The following is a 17,747-nucleotide window of genomic DNA, read 5'->3' on the forward strand; positions in this document are numbered from 1 at the left end:
TGGCAAAGGCACTGTTTGCTGTAGATGAGTTGGTGGGGTTTATTTTTGCAGTCACCTATGTCCGACCTAACAGGGCCGTGAAAGAGGTTGTCCCCAAATCAATTCGCAAGAAGCTGAAACAAAAATCCTTTGCTGCCAGTGTGAATCGGGCTGATATCGCAAACGGAATGCTGGCTCTTGAGCTGGATGAGAATGAACATTTTCAATTTGTAGTAGAGGCTCTGGCAACTGTTGCTGAAGAGATTGGTTTAGCAGGAGTCCCTCAGAAATAAACGATCTTTATCAAGCCTGGATGATTAGCAGCCCACAACTTAAGAGGCTGTGTGAGAACTTCATTGCGCCGGAATAATTGCTTGCTAATATTATCTTTAGTTATCTACGTATCGTACTGTTACTATTGATACTTACCCCAGGCTTCAGCCTGGGGGTTATAAAAATATTAAAAAGGAGGGCTTTAGCCCAACAATACTGGGCTAAAGCCCATAGAACCAGTAGGTTATCATACCCCCAAGCTAAAGCATGGGGTAAGCGTTGTCCCTATTCTCACACAGCCTCTTAAGTCGTGGGTTTCTATTTGGATATTATCTCCTTGAATTCACTCAAGATCATGGCTGTTGCTCCCCACACCTTGTGCCCGTTGATCTCGAAATAGGGGATCTTCCAGCCCCTTCCTGCAAAATGATGAGTCTCAAACTGGCTTTCAATATTTCTCAAGGTTGATAATGACACACTGAATATCTGTTCCACTTCCCTGGCATCCGGGGTCAGGATTGGCCTGGAGTGTATGTATCCAACCACTGGTTGGACCAGGTATCGACTTACCGGGATGGGTAATGGACTGGTCAATCCCAGAATTTCCACTGCTTCTGCCTTGAGGTCGATTTCCTCCTCCGCTTCACGCAAGGCTGTTTCAATATCACTCTCAGTGCCTTCCTGTCGACCGCCTGGTAGAGCGATCTGACCACTATGAGCAAAACCATCCACACTCCGTTTGATAAGGGGAAAGTGCCATTCATCATTGTGAGGATAGAGGGCGATCAAGACAGAGGCAGGTTGCAGGTCTTCAGGAATCCCATCACGGTGGCGTCCTTCCGGCATGAGAGTGCTTTGAGCAGGCCAACCAGGTAAGGGTTTGCTGAGGTTTTCCCTTAGATCATCAATTATACGCGAGAGAGCCATCAATCTGCCGTTCTAATACTTTTCATTGATAGTCCCAGGAGACCGGTCAAGGTTGCTCCGATCCCGATCATGAGAAAGATAAGCCGCGGAGATATCCATTCAGCCATGATACCGGTAAGGGCTACTGAAAGTGACATGACTCCAATTACCGCTAGATTGACCATTGAGAAGACTCGACCCTGCATATTACCAGGGACGATGGAATGAATGAGGGTGGTTCGAGTTACTTGAATGAAGGGAATCCCCAGTGAATGGATAAAAACGATAGTGATGGTTAACCAGAAGGGATCAATCGCCAGTTTGCCTACCCAGAAAAGTGGAATGAAGGTCAATCCATCATAGATCAGACCTAACATAAGCCATATTCCCTTTTTGTATCTTGTGGCCAGTCGGTAAACTCCAAAAGTGGCCAGGAGCATTCCCACTCCATAGCTGGACTCGATAAAGGCGAAATCCTGACCGCTTCCATCCCACACCTCTTTGATGAGCAGGGGAGTTCCCACCACTGCTGGTCCCATGATAAAGAAATTATTCAACGCTGTGATCAGGATGATCCAAAGTAGCCGTCGATCTTGAATCGTGACATATTTCAAACCCTTTTTCAATTCTGCAAGATGTCGGCTTTCAAAGTTGACCGCTCTGGGGCTTGAGCGTCGGTAGGATATGAGAAAGATCATCACAAAAGAGACCATAAACGTTGCAGCATCCAGGAAAAAGAGGTTTATAATGCCCAGAGCACTCAAGAGCATTCCGGCACCAAAGAGACCCACAAAGTAAGCTAGATATCCGGTGGACTGCATGAGCGCATTGACTTTGAATAGATCAGGTGTTTTAACAAGTTCAGGAATTATTGCATCGCGGGACGGGTTGAATAGGGTTCCAAATGAAGCCGCAGCGAACACGATTACAGCCAGTACCCAGGGGGATAGCAATCCAATCGAGTAAACAACGGGAATGAGCAGGATCAGAAAGAAGCGTGCCAGGTCACTGATCAGCATAAGCGTACGTCGGCGGTAGTAATCGGCTAATACGCCGGAAAAGAGTCCAAATAGTAAGGCTGGAAAGGTTGCGGCGAAAGCGATAAATCCGGTTTGTGATGGAGAACCGGTGATGTCCAACATAAGCCAGATAACAGCCATATGGGTAATGCTGTCGCCTGCCTGGGAAACAAGTTGTCCCACCCAGAGAAAAGAAATATTACGATTTACAAGGAGTCGGTTTGGTGCCGATGCAGGATCTGTCACAAAGCGATCGATGGAGACTTATTGATCATCCGCAAGGGGCAGGAGTATGTCAAAAGTCGTTCCCACTCCGAGAGTGCTTGATACACTAATAAAACCATGGTTGGCTTCAATGATCCCTTTGACTATCGGTAAGCCCAGGCCGGTGCCCACGCCTTCACTTTTCGTAGTGAAAAAAGGTTCAAAAATCTTTTGCAAATGGGTCGTAGAGATACCGGTTCCTGAATCAGTGAGTGATAGCTTGACAAATTCACCCTGGGGTGCAGTTTTTGTCCGTCGTCCGGGAGCGGTGTGTGATTCCTTGGAGAGACTGAGCGTTAAATTGCCTCCCTCAGGCATGGCATCTCTGGCATTGATGATCAGGTTGATAAAGGCTTGTTCAAATTGTTTACTGTCAGCGTAAACGAAAATCTGGTTCGATTCAGTGTGGATAAGGACTGAGATCGAGCGCGTACAGATCGCTTCCACGATCTCCTGTCGCTCTTGCAGAAATTCGTTTAGGTCAAAGATCACAGGTGCTTGTGCGTCAGGTTTGCGACTGAACTTGAGCAACTGTTGGATCACACTGGCACTGTGTTTGGAGTAGGTCTGAATATTTTGTATATATTTATATACTTCGTGATCCCGGGGAAGTCTCATGGCACAGATATCGGCATAACCCATGATGGTAGTGAGCTTATTGTTGAGCTCATGAGCAATTCGGCTGGCCATGATCCCGATAACTTCCATTTTTTGAGACAACTGAAGCTGTTGCTGCAAGATGCGAAGTTGAGTAACATCCTGAACTGTCCCTTCATAGTATTGCAGTTTCCCTGAGTCATCCCGGTAACCCTGAATGTTTTCCAATACTGCTATGGCTTCCCCATCCTGCCGTTTCCATTCAGATTCATGGAGATGAACCAGGTCGTGTTCATTGACCAGGTCCAGTAGTTTATCACGATCCTTGGGATTGACATAATTAAGATCTGCGATCTGTTTACCGGATAGATTGGTACCTTCGGGATATCCCAGGATATCTAAAAATGCCGGATTGGCCAGGATCACCCGTTCATCGTTACTCACCCGATAATAGCCATTCTGCATGGTGGTGAAAATACCCTTGAACAGATGATTCGCTTCTTCCAGGGCTTCCTGATAGACGCGCATACTGATCTCTTCCTTAAATCGCAACAGGGAGATCTCGATCGCTGCCCGGAGGTTGTCAGGTTGAATCGGTTTAAGTAAATAGCCAAATGGTTCTGTGGTTAAAGCCTGCTTCAGAGTTTCTTCTTCGTTATCCGTTGTGAGATAGATGATAGGGATATGAATATGATCTGAGATCTTTCGGGCTGCTTCAATACCAGCCCTGCGGGTCTCCATTACCACGTCCATGATAATGACATCCGGTTTTAATTCCAGGGCCATTTTCTCAGCTTCGCTCTGTGATGCAGCCGTCCCGGCGAGTTCATACTGCATGGATTGTAGCATGAGCGTTAAATACTTCCGCAATGACGGGTCATCATCTACGATCAGAATTCGGATATGACTCATGGGTAACCTGTCTTCCTGATAGATCGGAACCTATTTTAATGATTTAAGAAAATCTTTGGGAATACGCTCTAGTTCGTTGCGTTTTACGCTATTGCGGTAAACATCAACTATCTGAGGTGTCAGCATAACCAGTAATTCAGTTTTTTTCTTGGCCACCTGGGTTGATTTGAATAATTCTCCGATGAGGGGAATGGATCCTAATATGGGAACCTTCTGAACATTTACCACGTCGGATTCCTGCATCAGACCACCCAACACAACCGTTTGCCCATTTTTGACGATAACCTCCGTCATCGCTCGTCGCGTGGAGATGATGGGAATACCATCCGGGGTCAGTCCCTGTTGGAAATTAGCTTGAGGCTCCAGTCGAATTGTCACTGTTGAATCATTATTAACATGCACCCGGATAGAAAGTTTTACTGTTGCGTTCTTAAATTCATAGGAAACCATTCCGAATTCATTCAGTTTCGGATAAGGGATCTGGTCACCCACTTCGATCTCAGCTCTTTTATTGTCCAGGACCATGAGATGAGGGGTTGAGAGTAAATTGAGATCGTTACTTTGTGATAACATCCCCAGCATCACATCGATATCCAGGGCAACAATACCAATCCCAAAACCGGCAGCAATGTCCGGCAGCACAGGAATGATCAGTGGGTCAATGAAGGTATTGTCACGGTAGCCAAAATTGGTCCCGAAAACGCTGCTTTCTCCTTCAGAACCATCCTGGGATGTAAACCATTGAATTCCTCGTTCGTGATCATCGGATACGGATACTTCAACGATGGCTGCCTTGATCTTAACCTGTTGTGTATGCACATCCAGGTTTTCCATGAGCTTGGTCAATTCCGCGACCTGGCCAGGGGTATCCTGGATGATCACCATGTTGGTTCTTTCATCTCCATAGACTTTCCCAAGATCCGGAGTAACAAAGGTACGGATGGTTTCGGCCAGATCTCTCGATTCGGAAAATTGGCAGGTATAGGAGGATATCCTGGTGGGTATGGCAATATCGTCCTTATGCGTAACCAGGTATTTCCCTGAATTTCCTAGCTGTTGGAACCCCAGGTCATAAAGCTCAGTCATAATGGATAGAGCTTCCAGGGGGGCGATATCCTGAAGGTCCAAGGTGATCTTATCGGTTCTTATCTCCGGGTCAGAGATAAATATCATGCCACTTTTCTCACTCAGGATCCGGAGGACATTTTCTAATCTCACTTCTTTTACGGTGATGGATATTTTTTCTCCCCGGCTTTGTGAATGAACCAGGGGAGGCATAAATATACATAGACTAAGTAGGGTCAATCCGACGAATCTAAGCAAAACAGTTCTTGATTTCATGTTACTCCTCGATAACAATAGAAAAGATATCATCGTTATTGGCTAGAAAAATTATCGTGTCTTGAATTGTCTGGACAGTATAACCCTGGATCAGGTCACCCTGACCGTAAATGTCACCATTCAATATGGCATACGGATTTGAACGATCCCAGATTATACCGGTCATTGAGATCTTTGGCCGTACGATACGCTTTTTGCGTTTTTTAGGTTTTTTGGTGGTCTTCTTCTTGGGTTTCGCTTTGGGCTTTTCTTTGGGCTTCTCCTCTGGAGGAGGTGCTACATAGACCTTGGTAAATGGATTCCGCAAGTCCTTGATCGATTCTTTTGCATTGAGAGTATCAATGGCTTCGACGAACTGTAACTCTTCGATAAGAGGTGATGAAACTGTACGAATCGTGATTTGCAAAGTCTCCAGATCCAAAGCCAATGAGTTTCCTACTTGGTTGGAAATATTGCTCGAGAATAAGGTCTTATACGAGCCTGTGTACCAGAGCATACCTGAAATGAGGACAACAAGTCCCAATAATACGGGTAAGAATTTATTTTGGGTCACTTCTTGCCCTCCTGGGGTACCAGGACAGACAGGATCAGATCGTATCTGGCAAAGCTTTTGCGATCGAGGGGTTTGATAGACATGTTATCAATTAATATCCACTCAGTATGATTTTCCAGGAGATCCAGAAAACCCAGAAAATCGGGAAAGCGTCCGATCATGCTCAGCCGGATCAAATGTGATTGATAATCTTTACCAATATTTCTGAACTTGTTCATTGGCTCAAGTGTGATCACTTTTAACAGGGCGGTAGTACAAAACTTATCGATCACCGGGAAGATGGCATTTACCCTGGTATTCTGAAGGAGGCGGGACTTGAATACCCCTTCCAGGGAATCCAGTTCGCCCAATTGAACGTTCAGATTGGTAATAGCCATTTCAATATCCAAGCTGACCAGGTCAATGTAGGTTTCAGCCAGTTGATTTTGCCTGAGGACAGCTTCGTCGTAGCGTTGGCTTTCCGGTAGAATAAGAACTTGCAGGGAGGAGCCGGTGAAGGCAAAATAAAGCACTATAGAAGTAACCACCCATTTCATCTGTACCGCTTCTACCCAGAATTGTAATTGCTTTTTCATTTGTACAGCCCCAGCGAAAAAACAAGTTTCAATCGATCATCTTCTTTATAGATGCGGTTATTCTCAACTTTAATTTCAGAGTAGTTGGTTGAGATGGGTAGGCTGAAAAGCAGGTTGCTCCTGAAATTATCCACTGAAAGAATATCCCGGTTACCACCCTCGATATAGGTATATCCCTCGATAGTCAGGTCTGGACCACCTGTCTGTTTTTTTTTCTTGTTTTTTTGTTTGGTCAGAATTTTTGAAATGACCAGATCAGGAGGTAGTGCTTTTGTGATGTCTATGAGCATCTTTCTCCAGACACTGGGCCGGTTCCTGGGTTGCAGGAATAGGTCGGATTGCTTTCTGAGTCGATTTCTAACGCCGATCTTACGTTCCAGGAAAAGCATTCGGGGTTCTACACTGGAAATTTTGCCTTCAATGCCTGCGTTTATCCCTTCAAACACCTCAGCCATATATATCTGGCTTTGATGGGTTCGGAAGAGGATAAAAAGGGTTGCCCCAAATATGATCAAATAGAGGAACAGGGAGAAGCGTTTAAGGTGTCGTTTAACGCGTTGATCTGCTGTTGTGCTGAGGAAGTTAAGCTGAAATTCCATGTTACCTCAGGGCTAATCCAATAGCAGTTGAAAACTGATAGGCGTTTGAGGTGGTGATCTCCATATCCGGAAAATGTTCTGGGATAGGATCCCATATCTCGGCTGGAATTTCCATAATATCTTCGGAAAGTGTTATAAAGGAACGGATAAATGAATCATTGAGCAGACCACCGGTGACATACAGTTTTTCAGTTTTTTGTCCAGTGTTGTAAAAATGGCGGAAATTCAGTTTTCGGATAGTCAATGCAAGTTCTTTAAGTTGATTTTCAATTTTCGGGTTTTGCATATAAAGAGTGGTGATGGGATCCCCATTCGAGCTTAACTCAAGTACGCCCCGTCGAAGATATTCCACTTCAACAAACGGAATACCTGCAACTTTTGAGATGGTGCGATTTAAGGTGTTTCCTCCAAAGGGGAGATACAAGAATTCCGGATGTTGAGCCGGGTCAACAATAGTATAGTGAGAGCTGTTACCACCAAGCTGTAAAATACCAATGGTCTCTGACATCTTAGGATTCGAACGATAAAACAGGTCAACGGTAGGAAGTGTGCTGGTCTCCAGGAGCTTCAAACTGGTTGAAAGCGATTTGAATACCTTCTGCAGCCATTCGATTCGGTTCTTCTTTATGACAGCCAGGAGAATATTGATCTTCTTCTTTTGATTCTGGGGAAGCAGCGCATAGTCAAAATCATATTGATCAGCCGGGTCTGCTAATAGTGGAGCAAGCTCCCAAAAAAGGGCTTGTTTTATCTCATGGGAAGCGATCTGGGGGAGTTGTAGAAAAAATAGATTCTGATAGGACGAACTCAAGCCAACGTTTATGTCAGCTCGTCGGTAAGGTGTTTCCGAGAGCAGGCTTTTGATGCCGTTCATGATGTGAGTTTCATTAACCTCACGAATATCCTTTACCACATCTTCTTCCAAAAAGTCATACTTAAGTAATTGTGATTGGTTCCGGTTTTTCTTTTTTACATAGTAGCAGGCCAGCTTAATGGAGTTGTTACCAATATCGATACCAATCTTGATTTTTTTTTGTTTACTCATGTCAGCTAAACGCTTGGTTTTATTCTTTCGATCAAATGATTCACTTCCTTTGTTGAGTGTAGCTTACGAATATAGAAATGCCCATGGATGTTTCTATTCAAAAAGCTTGAAATTTATATGAATATCAAGACCCATTTGACTAGGACAGACTCACGATTTTAGCAGTAATACCTGGATTCGTTAGATCCTGGAGTGGGTTTCCAGGAAACCAAGTTCGGGTAAGTATTTTTTTCTGCTCATAGAGCAGGTTTTGAGTATCACAAGACTTTTTACGAATAGATATCTGGAATCAGGATCATGGTTTTGAATGCCATGGATTGTAAAATAGATATTCGGGTTAGGCTGTCAAATATAAACGTCAATTCATCCCCGTAGCAATATTACGGTTAAACTTGTTGTACTGGGCGATCGGATCGCCTGTTATTGCAGAATCAAATCTCGCCAGTAAGGGTACCGGACTGGTTTAATGTTCGTACAGAATTAGGAGTTGACCCAGATTTACAGGTTATGGTGAAACTTGATCCATCGGTACACAGGTAAGTATAGGAGGAGTCTGAAAAATATTTACCACTGATCTCACCATGCTGCATGTCATTCCAGGTTGCACCCACCACAAAGCTAGCAGGGTTGGTGATGGGATAGTTACCATGCTTGCTGGAATAGACTCGTAGCTGTGTTCTTATGCTGCAGAGGTTAGCATCTGCTTCACATAGTCGTGCCTTATTGGTATTGCCGTTGTAGATCGGAATAGTTACAGCAGCCAATCCACCAATGAGAAAAAATATAATCATTAGCTCTAGCAGAGAAAACCCGATCAAGTCGTATATTTTTCTGAATAAGTCTCCCATGTCGTATTCTCCTCTCAGTTTGATATATTCTCTCGAATTTTATCAAATAAGCATAACCACTTTTGTAGTGTCAAATGATATGCCATTTCAAAATGGTTGTTCATAAAAGCATAATAAATAACAAGATGAGTACATCTGTTTCCAAATGAGCATCTGTAAGCTATCAATAAACTGTAATTATATTATTGCACCGTCAATATTACCTGTAATAATTAAAAGGCAAAGTATAAAATAATATATATTATATAAAAAATATTATAGCAACTATAGGTAAAGCTTGCTTTCTGGAAAAGGATAGGGCTGTTGTCTTTCCAACTGAGGAAGTATAGATGTCGGTGATATATCCACGGTCTTATGCAGAGGTGGTGCGTAACAGGATAAACCAGATATGACAGTTGCGGTTGTATTCCACGAGGTCAGGAGAAGAGAAGTGGATATTGTGGAATGGAGCGTTAGCAGAAAAGTAAGATAAATATGCTGCGCATTCTAAAGTGAAATTGAGATTAATTAACTTAACAGAGGTTTAGCCAGCTGTGCATAGAGGGCTATCTGTAGGATGTCTGTTACAGGGGAGTGTATCGGTTATTAAAGACCACCAGCCAGGACACCAGATTGATTCAAGGTTCGTGGGGAAAGTAATTCTGATCCAGGAGCGCAGCTGATGGTAAAAGCGTATCCATCAGTGCAATGATAAGTGTAGGAGGAGTCAGTGAAATATTTGCCGGTCATTTCGCCGGTCCTAATATCATTCCAGGTGGCACCTATTACGTAGCCGGCGGGATTAACGGTGGGGTATTCATCATGCGCGGACTGATATACCCTAAGATCGGATCTAATGCTACCCAGGTTCACATCAGCTTCACTCATCCGGGCTTTAGTGGCATTATTGCTATAAATCGGTACGGCGATAGCGGCCAGGGTGCCGATGATCACAATAACGATCATTAATTCAACCAGCGAGAAACCGGTGATATCATTTCTTATCGTCATGTGGCTCATTTTTTAGCCTCCAGGAGGTTTAACGAACTCTAGAAAAGTGTCGAAGTCAGCGACTATGAAGACTTCCTTAGGATTGGATAGATTTCTTTGCCCACTTATTGATTCTCCAGCGACCGATCTGTTTGGGCCAATCATAGTGAGAACGCTCACCAAACCCATGAGTCCACTGGTAGTAGTCATTATTTTCAGTATCCAGGAAATCAAAATTATTGCTCATGGAAACGATACGTCCAACGATGGGACCTGAAACAGTACCGTTCCGCAGGAAGATTGTCTGTTTACAATAAATGGCACCTAAAATAGTTTCGTTACCTGCGGGGCTATAGAGATCAAAGCTTTGCCATGGGTGGGTGAAGACCAGTGCAGGCAGAGCACCGGTTGAATCTGCTGGTGGTGCGGTTATGTAGTTATCGCCTTTAAAAAAGACCATAAAGCCGGTGAAAACCAAGGTGCTGTTATTTAGTGTAATATCTTCAATTGCAATGAAGTTGCCAGTAAATATGTGGATTCCCTCTGTAGTGAGGTCAGCAGCATCGAATGTTTTCCAGTTATCAGTATGGATCTCTACAGCATTATCATTAAAGTAGTCCATATCAACCTGGGGTAAGAATCCAAAGCCACCACGAGCCCTGTGTTCATCACTTAGTCCGTCGTTGTTACCATCTAGATCGATACTCTCCTCGGCAGCAATACCTCGATCAAAATGAGTATCTTCGGAAAGATCCAATAATATTTCGGATTCCATTTGAAACCTATCAACATTCACTGATAAGACCTGGGTAGTGGAATCCCAAATTGCTGTTACACCATCCGAAGAAAAATTCACCAGGGAGTCAACACCCGAATTGATCTTCCATAGAGCCTTATTAATAGAAGATTCAACAGTATATTGCAATTTAATATTATTGACAGTTTCCATTGAAGTAGAACTGGATAAATAGGAGATATTCAGAACGGCAACACCGGTGAATGAGAATACTACAAAAACCATAATGACTGCAACTAACATGATAGATCTTCTAACTCTGCAACCACAATTGTATCAACTGTTTGCATTGTGTTTGGGCTAATTGTGATTTTAACATTCATACTGCAGCATATATTTCAATATACGTGCCAATGAAATAGGAAATTTATAAAACAATAAAATACAATATGTTATACTGTTCCATAAATAAGACAGTGCCTGAAATAGAAGCATTCCGTAAATTTTATATTACATATGCGATTGCATGGGTAGTATATATAAGACAGGTATTGATTATTGGTTGATACGAATATTTATATTACGCAGCTAAGATAAATATATATAAGTAGATAGCGGAAATTATTCTACATTGTAAAAGAACCTCATTGCTGTGAGGTTCTTTTACTTGATCAAATGTGGTATTCTGGTATTATTAGGTTTGCAGCTGTTTCTTGATCCACTTCTGAATTCTCCAGCGACCGATCTGCTTAGGCCAATCATAATGATGACGATGACCAAATCCACGAGTCCACTGGAAGTAATCGTTATTTTCGGTGTCAAGAAAATCAAAGTTTTCACTCATGGAGACAATCCGTCCAACGATGGGACCTGAAAAGTTACCATTTTGAAGATAGATGGTGTTTTTGCAGTAGATAGCACCAAGGATTGTCTCATTCCCATAAGGGCTGACTAGATTCAGAGTTTGCCAAGGGTGAGTGAGTACCAGAGCAGGTAAAGCTCCAGTTGAATCTGCTGGAGGAGCAGTGAAATGATTCTCGTCCCAGATCCTGATATGGTGCCCTGTCAATACAATGGTTCCGGAGTTAAGGATAACATCTTCCAGCGTTACATAATTACCTTCAAAAATATGAATTCCATCAGCAAGGGTCATGTTAGCAAATGATACACCACTGTACCATGAACCACTCTCCGTGTGAACTTCCACAGCATTCTCGTAAAAATATTCCATATCCACTTCCGGTAAGAATCCGAATCTGCCTCTAGCTCTGTGATCGTCACTTAGGCCTGTAATATTTCCATCGAGATACACTTCTTCTTGGGCGGCAATACCACGATCAAAGTGGGTATCCTCAGAGAGGTCAAGCAGAATCTCCGATTCCATCTGAAATTTATCAACATTTACAGAAAGTACTTGCGTACTGGAATCCCAGACGGTGGTGATTCCACCAGAGCTGTAGTTAACTAATGAATCGGCACCACTATTGATTCGCCACAATGATTCATTGACAGCGGATTCAACAGCGTATTGTAACTTAATGTTATTAATCGTCTCCATTGAAGAAGAGCTGGATAAGTAGGAAACATTCAACACAGCTACTCCGGTAAAAGAGAAGACCACAAATACCATAATTACTGCGACTAACATTTTATTACCCCACAATCGTTGACTGATAAAAGGTTAATATTTCTTGTCCCCATAAAAGAGCAATCAAGCCCGCAGCAGCCATGAGTTCACTAAACTGCGGCATAGCTTCGTCAGAACGCTTATTAAAATATTTTACATTAATGCTGCCAATTACTGCACCACCCGCTAAAGCAAAGAAAAGAGCAATTAATCCGAGTTCCATTCCAAGGAAAAGGCCAAGCAAGGCACCCAGCTTGATCTCGGTCAATTCAAAAGTGCTGTCGTCCGTTGCGAAAATTTTCACAAGGTTATACAAAGCCAATGCAGCAATACCGAGAAGCATACTGATTGCTGCTTCAGGGAAACGGTCAGGATTATAAGCCAGGAAATGTATCACTGCCAGCATACCCATAATCATGAGAAGACTATCGTGTATTTCACGTTTTTCTTTTATAAGGAAGATTATACCAATAAGAGCCATTCCGTAGAGCATGGCCATTGAGCCCTCAAAACTCCATCCGAATTTCCAGATATAAAATGCAACCCACGCGAATTCAAGAAAATCAACCAGGAGTTTACGGATGGGCAGGGTTGCATTACAATAAGGACATTTACCGCGGTTCCGAAAATAACTCCAGAAGGGTAACATGTCATTCCATGACAGTTTAGTAGCGCAAGATGGACAGTAGGGAGTCGGAGTAGAATAGTTACGCTTTTTAGGAGTTTGGTCAATCGTGTTATTACTGAGAATAGCAAAAACGCAGCCGAGGATAATAATACCGAAAAGGTTTAACATCTCCTAATTCCTCAAAGTAATTGACCACTCACAGGCGAGGGTATCGCCGGCGGAGCTCAAATTCATGCTGAGGTTTAATAATTTGCTGTGATTACCATTGCGCTCTGTGAAAACCAGTTCAGATACTTCGCAGTCTACAGGAGTATGAGTAGTCGAATCGATCATCCATTGCAGTGAGCCACCGGTGATGCCCAAGTGATAAACTGTCGAGTCAGCATCTACAGATCTAAGGATACTTCCAGTTGTACTTGTTGTTGAACTGGCTTCAGCTGCTGCATCAACGAAAATCTGCATTGAGTCGCTGACGGTAGTCGTAAGCTTGGTACGAACGTATCTATCTATTAGAACTTGATCGTAGCCTAGACCAACTCTGACATTTGTTTGAGTCAGTTGTGAACGGCTGAAAACGATGACTGAACCAAATCCCATGATCAAGATCATGCTGGCAGTCATAGCAGAAATAAGTTCAACCAAAGTAAAGCCTCGGCTGTGTGACCAAGTAGACCTGGTCTGATTTCGCATTTGTGTTTGTCCGATTCTCATCACGAACCATATAGAGTCAAATGCTATGCCACTAACCAGAAGGCATGATTAATGCAATATATACATATAGTTAACTATGTAATATTATGATTCATGGCTAAAATATGTAATAAATATTATGCCGATATTATCATGTATTGAGAAAATATGTCATATAAATACAACATGACAACCCTTGCTGACTTGGTTATTGCTAAATAATGATACAATAAATGTCAATTATTGCAGAGATAAGCATTGTTAACTCTATATAAAATAATACGATATATAATCGTCATATTTTGTTACCCTCCAAACCATATGAAAGATAATCCGCTTGAGTCATCCCCGATAAATAAATCATTATAATAAAATATGTAGTAATAATATTACACATTTATGGTTTTTTCTCAAACTGCAGAATTGAGTATGTGGAGTATAAATCTAGTATTAGGATTATAAATATCGACAAGTGCGCTCCAAATAAAATTGTTTCATGTAAGGATTGATGGACTGCGGGAATAATACTGGTGATATCTGACCTGCGTTTGCACCAATGGAATAGGATCATTTGATAAAACTTGTCATGGGCTGATTGGTTTCAGCAAGCTGTTTCTACTCTATTACTGAATATGTAAAGGTTTTGGTGCCCGGCAGTAGGAAGTCCCCCGTTGACGACAGTTATTATTCCCGTTTTGTAAGGGGCAATAATGATAGACTGTTTGGATCAGAAAAGGAGATTCGGATGAATTAAAATGCATTTACAGGCGCTTGTAGTGAACTAATACCAATTGTATTTTCAAATGGCACTATCAATTCAAAAGATTATTTCGGTTATCAATCTTCAAGTTTTTAGACTGTCTGCGCGGAGAAATATGAACGAACAGTCTGACGTGATGGTCTTTAATATAAACAGACACAAAGTCTATTCTCACACGAAGGGAGCAAATAGATCAGTTTTGTTTGGAAATAAAAAGAGTAAGAGAGAAAAAAGAAGGTGAACGACTAATTGGATCTAGATCAGTAGGTCCAACTGCGCTCTTCAGAAAAACTGCAACTTAAGCTATCCGTCACGTTATCTGCACTAAACCAGGCAAAAGAAATTGTGACATCCAGATAATCTGGGATCGAGGTATCTGCAGGAGCAAGTCCGTCAGAAGTGTCATCTATCCCCGTGACAAATGTAGAACGGTACCCCTGAATCCCATTGAGGGTCAGGGGTACCGAAGATTCTGGTAAACTGTCTTGAAGTGATTCGTAACCTAGGTCAATGGCCTTTTCCATGCGTGAAGCCATGTTGGCATAAGCGAGTTGAGAGCGAATACCTCTTTCGATCTCAAAGCGACTCACTGTGTAATACTGAGCAGTGCCTAGTACAATTATAGCAAGTAATGTGGCAGAGATCAGTACTTCAACGAGAGTGTAGCCCTGGTTATTCATTTGCTTCAAAGAACCTATTGCCAGATAATTAACCTGATCTACCGTTTACTCTAAACCACCAGCAAGTGTTCCGGCCTGGTTCAGGGTACGGTCTGATCTAAGGATGTCGCCAGCGGCACATGTAATCGTATAGTTGGAACCATCAGTGCTGAGATAGGTAAAAGAAGAATCAGTAAAATATTTACCAGTGATCTCACCAGTTCTGATATCATTCCAGGTAGCTCCAATAACATAACCGGCAGGACTTACTGTTGGATACTCACCATTCTCACCATAAAAAACACGAAGCTGGGTCCGAATGCTACCAAGTGAAGCATCAGATTCACTCATTTTAGCTTTAGTAACATTATTATTGTAGATCGGCACAGCAACGGCAGCCAATACACCAATAATTACAATTACGATCATTAACTCAACTAACGAAAAACCACTATTCTTTCTCATTTTAGTATCCTCCTCTAGGATGTTTGTTTCAATGTCTTTAAACATTTTTTTGTTAATTTGTGTTAAATATTCTGTTCTCATAACGGCTGCAGTAGTTTCAAATGCTGTGCCAACACCGAGATAATTTTATAAGTACATGCAAAACAATATGATATATGTGTAATAAAAAAATTCACCGTCAGCTTTATGTAAGATATATCCTGCAACATGAGATCACTTTCAACTAGAAGTGTCATAAATAAATAACATCTATTTATATCGGATAGGCTAAAACAGTAAGAATATGGCACAAATACTGATAATAATAGATACTAATATTGCTATAACATCATATATAACAATAATATATGAATGTGTCATATTCTGTTTGCAGAATGATAGTATTTGGACTAAAGAAATTTGATTCTTGGTTGACGATAAGGTGAAACCAAGAGGTGTGTAATAATAATACTACTTACATGCTTTAAACAAAATCAGTTTATAATATCATATGGAAGGTTAGATAAAATAATAAAAGGGACTATAAATTGATAATACATGCTATAAAAGTAATTCAAGAATATTGCAGTGATTTTCTCATCCTTAAAATTAGGAAACAGACCATATCAAAGAATACTGATGACTTCTAACGTGACGTAGCCTTGTCATCTTGCTGTTATATTAAGTTGGCCTGAAATAGCCGGTTGCATCAGGAGTCATCACCTCGCAGCAGTGTAAGTTCTTTTGCCACGAAGACACCCATCTTCGCTGGAAGAGCTACGCCGGACAAGCAAAGGCTCAAAGAGCCATTCAGGGATTTTATAGAACATAGTGCCTTAGTGACTTTGTGGCTATATATATGTAAAATATACTTACGGATAACATGGGCCGGTTTAATAAGTATGGATGATAAACGCGGATCAAATCTGCAATAATGCCAATCAGGCTTCCAAATTAGCCATAACTAATCCGCCCCTAGCCCCTTCCATCAGCGTTTTACTACACCGAGATAAGCCGAGGAGGGGACTTGGTTTGCCTAACGGTTCACACTTTAAAAATCACTTATGGACAGCATAGAACTGAAACTGATATTGCTAATGAATGGCTGAGCTCATCTGGAATATGGGTAAATAAAGGGTTACAATGATGATACTGACGACCACGCCCAATCCACCCATAACAATTGGTTCAATAGTTTTTGAAAGTTTATCGACTGCAGTATTAAAATCAGCTTCATGAAATTCAGATATCTTTTCCAGCATGATGGCCATTGCACCTGATTTTTCACCAACTCCTATCATCGAACTAACCATAATTGGAAAAACATCATCGTATTTTGCCAATTGCCCACCCAAGCTGCGGCCGTGAGCAACCTGTGTGGAAACATTTTCACAGATCTCTTTTATATAAACATTATCTGATGTATCACCTGCAATTTTCAGTGCGGTGATGATTGAAACTTCAGCCCGAATTAAAACTGATAAAGTTTTGGCAAACCTTGCGATCAATGATTTATGTATGATATGACCGGCAACGGGAGTTTTAAAGATGTGTTTATCAATGAAATATCTGCCCTTTGTCGAGGTCTTGAAAGCCCTGAAGCCTATCCATAAACCTCCACCAATAATTGCTTCCAGTATTATGTGGGTGCTCATGAATTCACTGATGTTAATCATCACTTGAGTGGATGCAGGAAGCTCAGCACCAAAACTGTCGAAAATATCAGCAAATTTTGGCATAAGCCCAAACATAACACCTGCCAATACTACTCCGAAGAAACCGGCAATGAATTTTGGATAACTGACTGCTGAGCTAAGACGCTTACGAACATCATCTTCTTTTTCAATGTATATGGCTATCTGACTAAGGATCTGATCCAGACCACCACCCATTTCCGCAGCATTTACCATGGAGATGACGAAACCGGGAAAAATATTTCGGTGTTCAGATAATGCCTCTGAAAAGGGATGCCCTGCTTTAACAAATATTAGAATCTCACCCAGAGCATTTTTGAAATTTTTATCTTCAAATTGGAGTTGTACAATAGAAATGGCATCAACCAGTTGAATTCCAGCATCCAGCAACGTAGACAGCTCTCTGAAAAAGATGACCTTAAGTGTGGGGTCAACCTTGGGCGGTGTGAGGTTTATCTCACTGAGTTTCCAAGAGCGCTTCTTTCGACGTACAGGTTCAACACTAACCGGTCTGAGACCCATCTTGCGCAACTCTGCACTGACTTCCTCCCTGGTGAAGCCGCCTAGAGTGCCCTCGCGACGTTTACCCTTTTCATCAACGGCTATGTATCGAAAATTTCCCATATTTG

General features: G+C 42.0%; 18 protein-coding genes. 1 reads left to right on the forward strand and 17 read right to left on the reverse strand.

What is annotated here, in order from left to right; translation table 11 throughout:
* Positions 1-272: HAD family hydrolase (locus U9Q77_08050; GenBank protein ID MEA3287313.1), on the forward strand; the 272-nt coding region annotated here is incomplete at its 5' end.
* A 298-nt stretch (positions 273-570) separates the two neighbouring features.
* On the opposite strand, the gene U9Q77_08055 is transcribed toward U9Q77_08050, so the two are convergent.
* From U9Q77_08055 to U9Q77_08135, 17 genes are all read right to left on the reverse strand, one after another.
* Positions 571-1,179 carry a CoA pyrophosphatase gene (locus U9Q77_08055; GenBank protein MEA3287314.1) on the reverse strand — a complete coding sequence of 203 codons (609 nt, stop codon included), beginning with the start codon at positions 1,177-1,179 and terminating at the stop codon, positions 571-573.
* Positions 1,179-2,423: an MFS transporter gene (locus tag U9Q77_08060; GenBank protein MEA3287315.1), complete on the reverse strand. Its 1,245-nt coding sequence runs from the start codon at positions 2,421-2,423 to the stop codon at positions 1,179-1,181. Before U9Q77_08060 ends, U9Q77_08055 begins: the two co-directional genes overlap by 1 nt.
* A gap of 18 nt (positions 2,424-2,441) precedes the next feature.
* Positions 2,442-3,950: a response regulator gene (locus U9Q77_08065; protein MEA3287316.1), complete on the reverse strand. Its 1,509-nt coding sequence runs from the start codon at positions 3,948-3,950 to the stop codon at positions 2,442-2,444.
* A gap of 30 nt (positions 3,951-3,980) precedes the next feature.
* Positions 3,981-5,291 (reverse strand): hypothetical protein, encoded by a 1,311-nt coding sequence (locus U9Q77_08070; GenBank protein MEA3287317.1) that lies wholly within the window; start codon positions 5,289-5,291, stop codon positions 3,981-3,983.
* 1 nt (position 5,292) lies between these two features.
* Positions 5,293-5,844: a hypothetical protein gene (locus U9Q77_08075; protein MEA3287318.1), complete on the reverse strand. Its 552-nt coding sequence runs from the start codon at positions 5,842-5,844 to the stop codon at positions 5,293-5,295.
* Complete coding sequence (locus tag U9Q77_08080) at positions 5,841-6,419, reverse strand: hypothetical protein (protein MEA3287319.1); 579 nt, start codon at positions 6,417-6,419, stop codon at positions 5,841-5,843. Before U9Q77_08080 ends, U9Q77_08075 begins: the two co-directional genes overlap by 4 nt.
* On the reverse strand, positions 6,416-7,018 hold the full coding sequence (locus U9Q77_08085; GenBank protein ID MEA3287320.1) for a hypothetical protein: 603 nt from the start codon (positions 7,016-7,018) through the stop codon (positions 6,416-6,418). The genes U9Q77_08080 and U9Q77_08085 overlap by 4 nt, the downstream gene beginning before the upstream one ends.
* Position 7,019: 1 nt before the next feature.
* On the reverse strand, positions 7,020-8,063 hold the full coding sequence (gene pilM, locus U9Q77_08090) for a pilus assembly protein PilM (protein MEA3287321.1): 1,044 nt from the start codon (positions 8,061-8,063) through the stop codon (positions 7,020-7,022).
* Positions 8,064-8,494: 431 nt separating this feature from the next.
* Positions 8,495-8,911: a hypothetical protein gene (locus U9Q77_08095; protein ID MEA3287322.1), complete on the reverse strand. Its 417-nt coding sequence runs from the start codon at positions 8,909-8,911 to the stop codon at positions 8,495-8,497.
* 585 nt (positions 8,912-9,496) lie between these two features.
* Complete coding sequence (locus tag U9Q77_08100) at positions 9,497-9,910, reverse strand: prepilin-type N-terminal cleavage/methylation domain-containing protein (protein MEA3287323.1); 414 nt, start codon at positions 9,908-9,910, stop codon at positions 9,497-9,499.
* 67 nt (positions 9,911-9,977) lie between these two features.
* Positions 9,978-10,919 (reverse strand): hypothetical protein, encoded by a 942-nt coding sequence (locus U9Q77_08105; GenBank protein MEA3287324.1) that lies wholly within the window; start codon positions 10,917-10,919, stop codon positions 9,978-9,980.
* Positions 10,920-11,310: 391 nt separating this feature from the next.
* The gene (locus tag U9Q77_08110) at positions 11,311-12,264 is read right to left on the reverse strand and encodes a hypothetical protein (protein ID MEA3287325.1); all 954 of its coding nucleotides are present in this window, start codon (positions 12,262-12,264) and stop codon (positions 11,311-11,313) included.
* Positions 12,265-12,268: 4 nt separating this feature from the next.
* Complete coding sequence (locus tag U9Q77_08115; protein ID MEA3287326.1) at positions 12,269-13,039, reverse strand: prepilin peptidase; 771 nt, start codon at positions 13,037-13,039, stop codon at positions 12,269-12,271.
* Positions 13,040-13,042: 3 nt separating this feature from the next.
* Positions 13,043-13,561, reverse strand: a complete 519-nt coding sequence (locus U9Q77_08120) for a prepilin-type N-terminal cleavage/methylation domain-containing protein (GenBank protein MEA3287327.1) — start codon at positions 13,559-13,561, stop codon at positions 13,043-13,045.
* A gap of 1,020 nt (positions 13,562-14,581) precedes the next feature.
* Positions 14,582-15,001, reverse strand: coding sequence for a prepilin-type N-terminal cleavage/methylation domain-containing protein (locus U9Q77_08125; protein MEA3287328.1), 420 nt, complete (start codon positions 14,999-15,001; stop codon positions 14,582-14,584).
* A gap of 45 nt (positions 15,002-15,046) precedes the next feature.
* Positions 15,047-15,445 carry a prepilin-type N-terminal cleavage/methylation domain-containing protein gene (locus tag U9Q77_08130; protein ID MEA3287329.1) on the reverse strand — a complete coding sequence of 133 codons (399 nt, stop codon included), beginning with the start codon at positions 15,443-15,445 and terminating at the stop codon, positions 15,047-15,049.
* A 1,073-nt stretch (positions 15,446-16,518) separates the two neighbouring features.
* A complete protein-coding gene (locus tag U9Q77_08135) occupies positions 16,519-17,742 on the reverse strand; it encodes a type II secretion system F family protein (GenBank protein ID MEA3287330.1) in 1,224 nt (407 codons plus the stop codon).
* Between the last annotated feature and the right edge of the window lie 5 nt (positions 17,743-17,747).

This window comes from Candidatus Neomarinimicrobiota bacterium (genome assembly GCA_034716895.1).
GTDB lineage: Bacteria > Fidelibacterota > UBA8477 > UBA8477 > JABMPR01 > JABMPR01.